Source organism: Occallatibacter sp. (assembly GCF_049582745.1).
Classification (GTDB): domain Bacteria; phylum Acidobacteriota; class Terriglobia; order Terriglobales; family Acidobacteriaceae; genus Telmatobacter.
Window position 1 is genome coordinate 13,531 of record NZ_JBAUUO010000168.1, and the last position, 12,369, is coordinate 25,899.

At 59.4% G+C, this 12,369-nt stretch carries 10 protein-coding genes; 4 read left to right on the forward strand and 6 right to left on the reverse strand.

Annotated elements, in window-relative coordinates; genetic code table 11:
- Positions 1 to 34: 34 nt before the first annotated feature.
- The 3 genes from WCA10_RS23520 to WCA10_RS23530 form a co-directional block, all read right to left on the reverse strand.
- The gene (locus WCA10_RS23520) at positions 35 to 1,195 is read right to left on the reverse strand and encodes an alpha/beta hydrolase (protein WP_472824978.1); all 1,161 of its coding nucleotides are present in this window, start codon (positions 1,193 to 1,195) and stop codon (positions 35 to 37) included.
- Between the two features lie 196 nt (positions 1,196 to 1,391).
- Positions 1,392 to 2,249 (reverse strand): 3-hydroxybutyryl-CoA dehydrogenase, encoded by an 858-nt coding sequence (locus WCA10_RS23525; protein ID WP_472824979.1) that lies wholly within the window; start codon positions 2,247 to 2,249, stop codon positions 1,392 to 1,394.
- A gap of 253 nt (positions 2,250 to 2,502) precedes the next feature.
- A complete protein-coding gene (locus tag WCA10_RS23530) occupies positions 2,503 to 3,435 on the reverse strand; it encodes a TraB/TrbI/VirB10 family type IV secretion system protein (protein ID WP_472824980.1) in 933 nt (310 codons plus the stop codon).
- Positions 3,436 to 3,891: 456 nt separating this feature from the next.
- On the opposite strand from WCA10_RS23530, the gene eno reads away from it, so the two are divergent.
- Together eno and ampH are read left to right on the forward strand one after the other, a co-directional pair.
- Positions 3,892 to 5,184 carry a phosphopyruvate hydratase gene (gene eno / locus WCA10_RS23535; RefSeq protein ID WP_472824981.1) on the forward strand — a complete coding sequence of 431 codons (1,293 nt, stop codon included), beginning with the start codon at positions 3,892 to 3,894 and terminating at the stop codon, positions 5,182 to 5,184.
- A gap of 153 nt (positions 5,185 to 5,337) precedes the next feature.
- The gene (ampH, locus tag WCA10_RS23540; RefSeq protein WP_472824982.1) at positions 5,338 to 6,609 is read left to right on the forward strand and encodes a D-alanyl-D-alanine-carboxypeptidase/endopeptidase AmpH; all 1,272 of its coding nucleotides are present in this window, start codon (positions 5,338 to 5,340) and stop codon (positions 6,607 to 6,609) included.
- A 10-nt stretch (positions 6,610 to 6,619) separates the two neighbouring features.
- Here ampH and WCA10_RS23545 read toward each other — a convergent pair whose 3' ends face one another.
- Entirely contained in the window at positions 6,620 to 7,465 is an 846-nt protein-coding gene (locus WCA10_RS23545) for an FkbM family methyltransferase (protein ID WP_472824983.1), read from the reverse strand.
- 196 nt (positions 7,466 to 7,661) lie between these two features.
- On the opposite strand from WCA10_RS23545, the gene gpmI reads away from it, so the two are divergent.
- Positions 7,662 to 9,266, forward strand: a complete 1,605-nt coding sequence (gpmI, locus tag WCA10_RS23550; protein WP_472825018.1) for a 2,3-bisphosphoglycerate-independent phosphoglycerate mutase — start codon at positions 7,662 to 7,664, stop codon at positions 9,264 to 9,266.
- Positions 9,267 to 9,339: 73 nt separating this feature from the next.
- On the opposite strand, the gene WCA10_RS23555 is transcribed toward gpmI, so the two are convergent.
- Together WCA10_RS23555 and WCA10_RS23560 are read right to left on the reverse strand one after the other, a co-directional pair.
- Positions 9,340 to 9,822 carry a hypothetical protein gene (locus tag WCA10_RS23555; protein ID WP_472824984.1) on the reverse strand — a complete coding sequence of 161 codons (483 nt, stop codon included), beginning with the start codon at positions 9,820 to 9,822 and terminating at the stop codon, positions 9,340 to 9,342.
- Between the two features lie 215 nt (positions 9,823 to 10,037).
- Positions 10,038 to 11,039: an MBL fold metallo-hydrolase gene (locus tag WCA10_RS23560; RefSeq protein ID WP_472824985.1), complete on the reverse strand. Its 1,002-nt coding sequence runs from the start codon at positions 11,037 to 11,039 to the stop codon at positions 10,038 to 10,040.
- Positions 11,040 to 11,188: 149 nt separating this feature from the next.
- On the opposite strand from WCA10_RS23560, the gene WCA10_RS23565 reads away from it, so the two are divergent.
- Positions 11,189 to 12,337 (forward strand): hypothetical protein, encoded by a 1,149-nt coding sequence (locus WCA10_RS23565; protein ID WP_472824986.1) that lies wholly within the window; start codon positions 11,189 to 11,191, stop codon positions 12,335 to 12,337.
- The last annotated feature ends 32 nt before the right edge of the window (positions 12,338 to 12,369 follow it).

Here is a 12,369-nt window from a genome sequence, read left to right on the forward strand (position 1 = left end):
CTATTTCGGTTCCGCGATCTGGGTTTGCACTACATCATTTCGACCCTGGCGCATTGTAGCCGGCCCAGACGTATTCGAGGGCTTCGGGGAGGGTCTGGGCTTTGACAGCGCGGTCGACGTGGGCGGCGTTTTCAGCGAAGACGAACTGGTGGTGATACTTCCTTGCTGCAAGGACTTTTGCCATGCGCTCGTTGGCTTCGACCCAGTCGTGCATGTTATCGCGCATGACGTTGGGATTGAAGAGATCGCGGTCGCCAACTTCCATCCAGAGGCGAATCGGCTTGCGTTTGCTTTGGGGAATCAGGTGCTCGTGGAATTCCCAGGCGCCATGGGGAGTCTTTGCGTCGGGGGGCCACTGCTGGTTGACGTAGGTTCCGGAGTAGGTGAGGACGCGGTGGTAGAGCTCGGGGTGATACCAGGCCATGATGAGCGCGCAGGAGCCGCCAGAACTTCCGCCCATGGTGGCGCGGCCGTCGGGGTCGTGTGTGAGTTTGACGTGGGCTTCGGTCTCGACGCGGGGAAGGACTTTGTTCTCGATGAACTCGGCGTAGCGGCCGGACATGGTGTCGTATTCAAGGCCGCGCTCGCTGCCCTGGGCGTCGCCGCTGCCGTTGCCGATGGAGATGGCGATCATGACGGGGAGTTTGTGTTCGGCGATGAGGCTGTCGAGCGCGGTGAAGAGCATGCGGTCGGTGCCGTCGGCGCCAACGATGAAGGGGGCTTCGCTGCCGGGGACGTAGGATTTGGGAACATAGACCGCAACTTTGCGCGTGTAGGGGGCGGGATGGCTGGTGGTGATGATGAGTTTTGCCGGGTCGGAGGGGTCGGGTGTGCCGAAGGTGCCTTTGTCGCGGGCGATGCCGGGGTAGTACTTGCTGTCGGCAGAGTTCATGGTGAATTCGACGACGGAGCCGTTCGTCAGATCGGGCGCCGTGGTTTCGGGCGCAGGCGTGTGGGTGGGACCGATGATGAAGTTGCCGTCGGCGGTGGGTGAGGGAACGGCGCCATCGGGCAACTGGGTGGCGGAGACGTAGCCGGGGGTGTGGGGATCGCGGGTGGGAAAGGCAGGGCGCGGAGATTGCGGCGCGGGAGGGATTGAGGGAGTTTGGGCCGATCCTGGAGATGCAAGCAAACATGCGGAGAGAGCGATGAGGAGGCAAGGCATTGCAATTCTTGTTTGGTGAGTCGCGCGCATTTTGGATCTCCTTGTCGCTTGTTGTCGAAGGCCCGGCCCGGGAAATGGATTGCTTCAGTAGCTCGTGAGGCTGCGCTAAAAGAGCAACTGCAGGTTCCTCGGCTCCCTTCGGTCGCTCGGAATGACAATGCTAAGAAGAATGACAGTGCTGAGTAGAATGACAGTGCTGACCCGGTGATGACGGGAATCGTCATCGCTATTTTTCGTAGGTGAAGAAGCCGCGGTTGGATTTGCGTCCTAGCCAGCCGGCGTCGACCATGCGGACGAGGAGCGGACAGGGGCGGTATTTTGGGTCGCCGAATCCTTCTTGCAGGACGCGCAGAATATCGAGGCAGACATCGATGCCGATGAAGTCGGCGAGTGTGAGCGGGCCCATCGGATGCGCCATGCCGAGCTTGAAAACCTGGTCGATGGCTTCGGGCGTGGCGACGCCTTCCATCACGGCGAAGGCGGCTTCGTTAATCAGCGGCATGAGGACGCGATTGGAGACGAAACCGGGTGCATCGTTCACCTCGACGGGCGTCTTGCCAAGCAGCACGGCGACCTCGTAGACCGTTGCAAAGGACGAATCGCTGGTTGCCATGCCGCGCACCACTTCTACCAGCGCCATCACGGGGACAGGGTTGAAGAAGTGCATGCCGATGACCTGGGCGGGGCGGCGGGTGAGCGCAGCCATTTTCGTGATCGAGATGGACGAGGTATTCGTGGCCAGGATTGCCGTGGAAGGCAGAATGCGGTCGAGGGCGCGAAAGACTTCGGCTTTCAACTCGTAGCGCTCGGGCGCGGCTTCGACAGCAAGCTCCGCGCCGGTCAGCGATTGCATGTCTACGGTTGCGCGAATACGGCTGAGGGTGGGCTCGATTTCGGCCTCGGACAGCTTGCCTTTGGCGGCTTCGCGGCCGAGGTTGGTCCGGATAGAGGCGAGGGCGCGGTCGAGGAACCGCTGTTCCACATCGCAAAGCGTGACTTGAAAGCCGGATCGGGCAAAAACATGGGCGATGCCTGAGCCCATGGTCCCTGCGCCGATGACGGCGATTGATTGTATGTCTGCCACTGCCGAGTCCTCCCAGGCAAAAGGGAGTTTAGCAGGGTTGCGGCGGATTCGAAGAACCAGCGAGGATGAACATGCGACCGGGAGCCTTTGCCAATCTCGATGGCTGCGCCCTAAAAGAGCAACTGCAGGTTCCTCGGCTCCCGTTGGTCGCTCGGAATGACAATCACCACCTCCAGGGTATTTGCCACGGTCCAAAGACAAAAGCGGCGCGAACTGAGTCGCGCCGCAAATTTACGCTATTCCCGCGAAGGAGTTAATTGCCCTGGGAGCCTTCGGGTACGAGCCGCACCTGCTCGGTGAGCGTGAGCATGAGGTAGGTTCCCGTTTCAAGGTTGGCCTGGGGATGGCTGACGAGAAGATGCGTGGTGACTACGCCGGCGCCGATGATGCCGCCAGCCAGCATTCCAACGGGGCCGCCGAGAGCAGCGCCGACGATCATGCCGCCGCCGCCCACACCAGCGTATTCATAGCCGTCCTTTTTAAGGCGCGAGCCGGGCGTTATGACACCTTCTGACCCGACGCGGAGGTTGGAACCTGGAGTGGAGGCAACCATGGCGTGGAGCTGATATCTGCTGCCGTTTTCGAGGGTGACGGTTTCCGGCTCGAGAAGGAGGGAACCGTGTCCGGCGAAGTGACCGGTAGAGACCTGGGCGACTTTGCCGTCGATCTCGGCGCCCGCGGGGATCACAACCCGGCCGTCCTGCAATACATCGGAGGCCACGCGGCTGCGGAAGGGCTCTCCCTGTTCTGAAAGTGCGCTTGAGATTTCGTTGATGAGCTGCACGCGGATGAGAGTGCCTTCACCGAGAGTGCCCGGGGGAAGCGGCGCGGGATGCACGATGTCGCCATCGGGATCAGCTGATGCGGCGCGAGAGACCAAGCCGGGAGCGGAAGGCGCGACTCCAACGATGCCGTCATCGGTGCCGTCGCCGTAGGTTTGTGGAACGGGACCGGCATTTCGAGCCGCGTTCATGGCTTGCGGAGCCGGTTGAGCCGCGGGCGCCTGTTGCATGGGATGGCCGGCGGGCGGCTTAGGGATGGGGACCGGCTGCTCGCTGGTGATGATGGTGTCGTCCGGAGGCGGATTGGAAGTTCCCTCGTACGGATTGGTCTGGCTTGATTGTTGAGCCACGAGGGCTGTGGTAGCCAACGCCAAGAATGCACATGCAAGAATCGGCCGATTCATCCGAATTCCCCCTCTGATTTGGTGCAGGCAGTACTCCCCTGCGAATATAGACCCGCGCTGCGGGAAAAAGTTCTGAGATGCGACGTGCGGAATTCTCTCCGGCGCACATTGCGCCTGGATAAATGCTAGCTTGCGGCCGTTATCGGTGCAGCATTGCGAGGAGCGGTGGGTGCCTTCGGCAGTACGAATCAACTGAGATAACACACTGCGCATCTTTCGGCGCAGCAAGCGTTTGCCGAGTGTGACCGTTGCCACACGAGGTGTTCAAGGTGCGTTTGTTAGAATCCGGATTGAACAGTTTTCAATTTATTTCACGCTTTTTTCGCGGACGGAGAGGGGTTGAAGCACGTGCACGAGCTTCTGGAAACAATTCAGAGCGCTGCCGGAGAGGCCGTTGCCGTGGATCGCCGTCCCAAACTGAACGACCGGCTGCAGCACCGTATTGCGAGGACAGAAATGACAGAGATTGTTGCGATTCGCGCCCGCGAAGTACTTGATTCGCGTGGAAACCCCACCGTGGAAGCCGATGTAATCCTGGAGAGTGGCGCACTGGGACGCGCCATTGTGCCTTCGGGCGCATCCACCGGCGAGCATGAGGCCGTTGAGCTTCGCGACGGCGACAAGAGCCACTATATGGGCAAGGGTGTGCTGCAGGCCGTGGCCAATATTGAAACCGTGATCGCACCCGAGCTTGAAGGGATGGATGCGTCGAATCAGCGGCTGATCGATCAGACGATGATCGCGCTGGACGGGACGGCCAACAAGGGCAAGCTGGGCGCGAACGCCATTCTTGCCGTATCGCTGGCAGCGGCGCGGGCGACTGCGCAAACGCTGGAGATTCCGCTGTATCGCTACCTGGGCGGGGTGAATGCAAGCGTGCTGCCGACGCCGATGCTGAACGTGCTGAACGGCGGAGCCCATGCCGATTCAAACGTCGACTTTCAGGAATTCATGATCATGCCGGTCGGCGCCGAGCGCTTCAGCGATGCGCTGCGCTGGGCGTCGGAGACCTTCCATGCGCTGAAGAGCGTGCTGAAGAAGAAGGGCTACAACACGGCCGTCGGCGACGAGGGCGGGTTTGCTCCTTCGCTGAAGTCGAACAATGAGGCGATTGAGTTGATTCTCGAGGCGATCACGCAGGCCGGTTACAAACCCGGCGAACAGGTTGCGATTGCGCTCGACCCGGCATCGAGTGAGTTCTACGACAAGGAAAAGAACAAGTATGTCTTCAAGAAGAGCGACAAGCGCGAGCTGAGCAGCGAAGAGATGGTCAGTTTTTATGACAATTGGGTGCAGCAGTACCCGATCGTGTCGCTTGAAGATGGCCTGGCCGAGGACGACTGGGAAGGCTGGAAGATTCTGACCGACAAGCTGGGCGGCCGCATTCAACTGGTCGGCGACGATATTTTCGTGACCAATGTGAAGCGTTTGCAGCGCGGAATTGAAGAAGGTGTCGGCAATTCGATTCTGATCAAGGTAAACCAGATCGGCACACTGACCGAAACGCTGGAGACGATTGAGCTCGGCCGCCGATACGGCTACACTTCGGTGATTTCGCACCGGTCGGGCGAGACCGAGGATACGTTCATTGCAGATCTGGCGGTGGCGACGGGCGTGGGCCAGATCAAGACCGGGTCGGTGAGCCGCACGGATCGTATTGCCAAGTACAACCAACTGCTCCGAATCGAGGAGGAGTTGGGGGCGGGCGCGGTCTACCTGGGATTGGAAGCGCTGAACTACGAAGACTGATCCCGCATTCGGCAATTCATAGATACGGAATCGTGTTTTCCCCATCCCGGATAGAGCGGGGTGGGGGACACGATTCAGCCGACTTGTTGAACTGGATGCCCTAAGTTTCCAGGCTTCAACGGGACGTGGGCGGCGAGGCCTACACTAAAGACAATGCGCCTGCTGACAGCTTCCCTTTTCCTGCTGAGCCTTCTGCCTGCTGCGGCACAGACAGCGCCTGTGATGACCCTGCACGATTTGAAAGACGCCGAGACGCTGGGCGCCGATCTCTATACAAACTCGAACGCAACGGGGCTGGTGCTGGTGGTGGTGCGCGGCAACCAGATGTATTTCGAGGGCTACGGGGAAGCAGTGCCGGGGTCGCGCGAAGCTCCCAGTCTGAATTCAGAGGTCCGGCTCTGTTCGCTGACGAAGATTTTCACCACGGACATGTTGGCAAAGCTTATGTCCGACGGCGCGGTTCGCCTGGATGACACGCTCAAGAAATATGCTCCTGAAGGGGCGGTCGTTCCACAGAAAGAAGCGCCCATTACTCTGGAGGAGTTGGCGACGCACACTTCGGGGCTGGAGCGCGAGATTGGAACCGCACCGCGGCGGACACCGCACTTTTCCTATCCCGACTACGAGACACGATGGCACTGGCTTGCGAGCACGGAGCTGAAGTTCACGCCGGGGACGAAGGCGTTCTACTCGAATGTTGGGTTCGATCTGTTGAGCGACGCGCTGGCGGAGGCTGCCCATACGCCCTACGCCACGCTGCTCGAGACGCGCACACTGAAGCCGCTGAAAATGTGGGACACGACCTTCTATCCAAATTCCGGACAGTGCGAACGGCTGATGACGGGCGCGCACGAGGAGGGTCCGTGCACCATCACGGCGAACACGGAGGGAAGCAGCGGCCTCTACTCCACGCCGGCGGATATGGTGAAGTTTCTCCGCTACCTGGTTGGCACGGGAGCACCGGCCCAGGCCGACGATGCACATGGTGTGTATCTACTGCCGTCGAAGCTGGCAGGCCAGTATGGACTGGACCACGCAGGCAGACCGAGCGGGATCGGGTTGGGATGGATGCACCTGGCCGCGAACGGGGACGTATCGCACATTATTGAGAAGACGGGCGGCGGAGCGGGATTCACGACGTACATTGCGATTCACCCCGCGAGCCACACGGCGCTTTTTGTGGCGGAGACCGAAGGGCGAACGCGCGGATGGGAGCCCGGCTTCAATCTCTTCAAGTCAGCGAACAATGGGTTGCTGGCGCTTGCGGGGCTGCCACCGTTACCGGAGCCGCAGGCGAGGAGAGCCGGAGCCCGGCATGTTTTGAGAGCAACTCAGAGGGGCCGCGCGCGGAGACCAAGCAAACAGCGACGCGCGGTACGCGTGTCGCAGCGGAAGGTCACGCGCAGATCAGCGAACGTGCGCTAGCGGTGGAGGCTCAAGAGGTTTTGCTTACATCGCCGCGACGGTATGCGCCGATTGTGATGTCCTGATATACGTCCTGCAGAGTAATGGGATCGCAGCCTAGAGCGCCGATCTGGTACTCGTACCCATGGTCTTCAAGTGTGCCGAGAAAACGGGAGAGACGCGAAGGGGCGCTCCCGATTTTGTGGTGATATTCGATCACCATGGAAGCAATCTGGCTGAGCGATCCGCTCGCGATGAGGTCATCCAACACGTCAAACTCAGATCCTTCGACGTCCAGTTTCAGAAAATCTACGGGTCCTTTGATAAATCGGGACAAGCGTGCCGCCGGTACGGTTACCTCTCGATGATCGGAGACGCGATTCGGGTTCGCACTTCCCATCAAGTTGGCGGCGGGGTCATTGGTTACGAAGAACGAGCTGTCGCCCTCAGTGTTTGCAAGCATCAGGTTCTGGACTTCAACGTCGCGAAGCTGGTTGTTCGCAATATTGGCTTTCAACACTTCTGCAATATTGGGATCGGCTTCGAATGCCGTGATGCGGGCCTGGGCATAGAGATGTTTGAAGAAGAGCGTGGCTAAGCCAATGTTCGCTCCACAATCCAGGATCACCGGTGCTTCGGTCCGTGCGGTGAAGCGGTATTCCCCCTTGAAGAAGATCTCCCACAATGCGATTCGAAATGAGGCACGATTGAGATATTTGACCTTGTAATCGAGAACCTGGGCCTGGTGGCCTTTCGTCATTCGGGCGCGAAAGAGACTCAGACGCTCTCGAACCGAATAGCGCATCCCCGATTCACCGGAGATTCGAATTGCATCTTCGACAATGCGGATTGAATGGGAAATCGGCTTCAAGGACATGTTGTTATCTCTCACCTGCACTCTAACAAATCCACCCACCGAGGGAAGAAGATCTGGCTCTGAGCTTGATCAAGTGAGATTGCTCGACGGGCGGCATTCTACGACAATCCTGGAGTGTGAATCCGGCACGAGGAGTGAGAGCCCCAGTGCGCTATGCTCGAATCAGTTATTCGAGGAGATTCTGGAATTGCCTACATTGAAACGCCCTCTTGTTCTGACCATTCTCGATGGATGGGGATATCGCGCCGAAACGGCCAACAATGCGATTGCGCTGGCACGGAAGCCTAATTACGACAAGCTGCTGCGTGAGTTTCCGAATACGCTGATCCAGGCTTCGGATCATTTTGTCGGATTGCCGGATGGACAGATGGGGAACAGCGAAGTTGGCCATCTGAACATCGGCGCGGGGCGCATTGTGCAGATGGACATTACGCGCATCGACGCGCTGATTGCTTCGGGTCAATTCTCGAAGGAGCCGGAGATTGTGAAGGCAATGCAGAGGGCGCGGGACGGGCGGCATGCGCTGCACCTGTTCGGGCTGGTCTCGGATGGAGGCGTGCACTCGCACCAGGAGCATCTTTACGCCCTGTTGCGCACGGCTCGTGAGTACGGGCTGCACAACGTGTTTGTACACGCGTTCATGGATGGGCGCGACACGGCGCCGGACTCTGGCGCCGGATACATTGCGAAGCTTGAGCAGAAGATGCGGGAGTACGGCGTGGGCAAGGTGGCGGCGATCAATGGCCGCTACTACGCGATGGATCGCGACAAGCGCTGGGAGCGCGAGCGCAAGGCATTCGACGCGATGGTGAACGGCAAGGCCGAGGGCGGGGCGTATCCGGACCCGGTGGCGCGGCTCAAGGAGAGCTACAACAACGGCGTGACCGATGAGTTCGTTATACCGTTTGTGGTGGTGGACGCGGCAGGGAAGCCGGTTGCGCAGATTCGCGATGAGGATGTCTGCATCAATTTCAACTTCCGCGCCGATCGTGCGCGGCAGATTACGCGGGTGCTGGCGCGCGAGAGCGGGTTGAACAAAGACGGCGGACGGAATCTCGAGGGTTGGGAGTCGCTGGATGAAACGATTCCTCGCAGCGAGATTCCGAAGAACCTGCATTATCTGTGCATGACACAGTACGACAAATTGTATGCGCTGCCCATGATCATTTTGCCGGAGTCAATGGACAACATTCTGGCGAACATTCTTTCGGCGCACAATCTGCGCAATCTGCGTGTGGCCGAGACGGAGAAGTTCGCGCACGTGACGTACTTTTTCAATGGCGGCATCGAGAAGCCGTTTCCGGGCGAGGAGCGCACGCTGATTCCATCGCTCAAGGTAGCTACGTACGATCTGGCGCCGGAGATGAAGGCCGAGGCGATTGGCGACACGATCGTGAAGGCGATTGACGACACCGCGTTCGACCTGGTGGTTGCGAATTTTGCCAATGCGGACATGGTGGGCCACTCGGGCAAACTGGAACCGACCATTCGCGCATGCGAAGCCGTGGACGTGCAGCTCGGGCGCATTTACAAGGCGATCAAGGAAAAGAATGGGAGCTGGCTGATTACGGCGGATCACGGCAATGCGGAACTGATGGTCGATCCGGTGACGGGCGGTCCGCACACGGCGCATACTACCAATCCGGTGCCGATGATTTATGTTGCCGAAGATGGTCCGAGTTATCGGCTGCGACCGGATGGCTCGCTGCGAGACATTTCGCCGACGCTGCTGAACCTGCTGCACCTCGGATTGCCGAAGGAGATGACGGGTGGAGATCTGCGGGTGCCGATCGCGAAGTGAGATGATCGCCGCGAACTGCGCTCGCGAAAAGGCCCCCGCGCGGGAGGCCTTTTGATATTGGAGTGGATGATGGTTAGCGCGGGCGGAGGGACTTGATGGCGTTGGGCAGGCGTTCGAAGGCTTCAGGGAGCCGCTCTTCGAGGATGCGGGCGCGTTCGGCGGCGATTCCGCCGAGATACGACGGAACGGGCGTCGCCGTGAGCACCAGCACAAACGCAGCCACCGAGAAGCAAACGCCGGCGATCGCTGCAGAAACAAGCATGTGATAGGTGTCGATGCTATCGAGGCCGAGGATGTTGAACGCGACATGCTCGAGCGGCTTGATGTGGCGCAGAACGGCGAGCGCGAAAAGTGAGAAGAATACAGAGAGAGAGGTGAGAACGACGAGGGTTACGTCGAGACTGCGGTGGAATTTCAGGCGGGCGCGGCAGCGGCTGCAATCGGCGAAATGCTGCTCATAATCCCTGCGCATCTCCGGGGAAATTCCTGAGATGTCATACCGCCAGCTCGCAAGAATAGCGCCCACAACGCGGTCGGTACATTCAGTTTTCGCCATAAACTTTAGACTCGCTCTGTGCACATTCTGGAAGTTGTCGCGCTTTGCACGGGAGAACGCGGCAACAGCGTTTCGTGTTCTTGGATGCTCCGCGAGTACCCAATGATGCAGGATTACTGAAAACTTGCTGATAATACAAAACTTACATCGCAGGGATTGCAATAAATCCTCAGCAAGGGCCCATTACTCCCACTTACGATTGTAATCGAGTTTTATCAAAAACAAATAGTTGTCATGGGCTCATGTTGCGCCGCAAGCAACAGGCGGTTGCCCAGGAGACTGGCGCGGCCGTTAAGTGCGCGTTCGGCAGCGATGCGGGCCAGCTCAGGAAGGTTATTGCTTTCAGAGAGATGCCCGAGGATGACATAGGAGGCCTGGCCATCGTACTCGGTTTCGAGGTAGGTGGCGGCTGCTTCGTTGGAGAGGTGTCCGACGCGGGATAAGACCCGCTGCTTGACGGACCAGGGGTAGGGGCCGTCGCGGAGCATCTCCAGGTCGTGATTGGATTCAAGGAGAAGAAGATCAACGCTTTTGAGCTGGGCTTTGACGTTGGGCGGGATATAGCCGAGGTCGGTTGCCACGGCCATGCGCACGCCTTCGGCCTGGAAGACGAAGCCGACGGGGTCCACGGCGTCATGGGGAATGGTGAACGGGCTTACGGAGATGTCGCCGATTTGAATGGGCTTGCCAGACTGAAAGAACTGGAGGGAGGGAAGCCAGGTGGGGTCTTTTTCGGGCGCAGCCTTTACGGGTGCGGGCTCAGGTGTTTCTGTCGCAGCTGATCCAGTAGACAGTTCAGCGTCTTCGGGATCGCATTCTTCAGCGGGAGCAGCATCGGCTTCGGCCATGCGCGCGGCGGCCTGTTTGCGGCATTGTTCGAGCCATTGCGCGTAAGTCATCTGCTTGCGCGGTGAAAGCCATCGTACCCAGGCGCGGTGGGTGCCCTCGGTGAAATAGACCGGGATGCCAAGTTTGCGCGCGGTAACGGCGAGGCCCGCGACGTGGTCGGAGTGCTCGTGAGTGATGATGATGGCATCGAGGGTGGCCGGGTCTTCATCGACGAGGCGCATGCGGCGGAAGAGTTCGCGACAGCTCAGGCCAGCGTCAACGAGGATGCGCGTTTTGCTGCCGGTGATAACCGTGCAGTTTCCCTTGGAGCCCGACGCCAGTACCGTGAACCGCACCATGAAGTGAGCATAACGCGCGAGCCTGTGCATTGCGAGGACCGCCGTTAATGGTTTGGGAACATCCTTCGATTTGGAAGATTGGAACGGGAAAACATGCCGGGATGGAACTTGCGGACGTATGCTGGCAGTAGAAAAGCCTGTAAGGCAAAGATTCCCACATTGATTCAGAGGTCCAGAGGATGACAAACAAGCTCCTGCCTAGTGGGATTACTCTGGTCGTCCTGGTGAGCGGCGCGCTTTGTGTTTGCGTAATGCGTGTGCCGGGAGTGAATGTGCAGGCGGCCGATAAGCCCGCAGTCACAATGCAGGGCTGGAGTCCAACGGCCGCGCGGCAGTATCTCGATCGTCGCGAAACGTGGTGGCAAGGGTGGGGTCGCGCGCAGAAGGACCACGGCACGCTGTGCGTGAGTTGCCACACGCAGGCAAGCTACGCGCTCGCAAGGCCTTCGCTGCGCAGTCGATCGGGCGAGCGTGGGCCTTCAGCGCAGGAGCAGGTGATGCTGGCGAGTGTGGAGAAGCGCGTTCGTGAGTGGAAAGATGTGCAACCCTTTTATAGCGACGCAGTGTACGGCGCCGGAAAAGAGGTGGAGTCGCGCAATGCGGAGTCGGTGCTGAACGCGTTCATTCTTGCTTGTTACGATGCGCCGAAGGAGCAACTGAGCGAGCGTACGCGGATGGCATTCGATCATGCCTGGGCTCTTCAATCCGCATCGGGACCGGATGCCGGTGCGTGGGTGTGGCAAAACTTCGAGTACGCGCCCTGGGAGTCAAAAGAATCGCAGTACCACTGGGCCGCGCTGATGGCGCTGGCTGTGGGAGCTGCGCCCGATGGCTACATGAACGACAAGAAGATTGCGGCGAACGTTGCTTTGTTGCGAGACTATCTTCGGAGCCACTACGACACGCAGCCGCTGGTGAACAAGATGATCGCGTTGTGGGCTGCGAAGTATTTTCCCGGCTTCATGAGCTGGGACCAGATGCAGTCCCTTGTCTACCAAGTCAATAGCCTGCAGCACGAAGACGGCGGCTGGAGCTTGACGGATTTCGGCACATGGAAGCGTCGCGACGGCACGCCGCTCGAAACGCGATCGGATGGGTACGCGACGGGGCTCGCGGTGCTTGTGCTCGAAGAGAGTTTAATTACTTCGGACAAAAAGCCGCATGTGGCGCGCGGACTGCAATGGCTCGAAGCGAACCAGGACAAGGCGACGGGCGCGTGGCCAGCGTGGTCGCTGAACAAGAACCGCGATCCGAAGTCGGATGCGGGCATGTTCATGAGCGATGCGGCGACCAGCTATGCGGTGCTGGCGCTGGAAGATCGGCGGTAGCGCGTTTCGGCATGACAAGGGCGGTGGCGTTT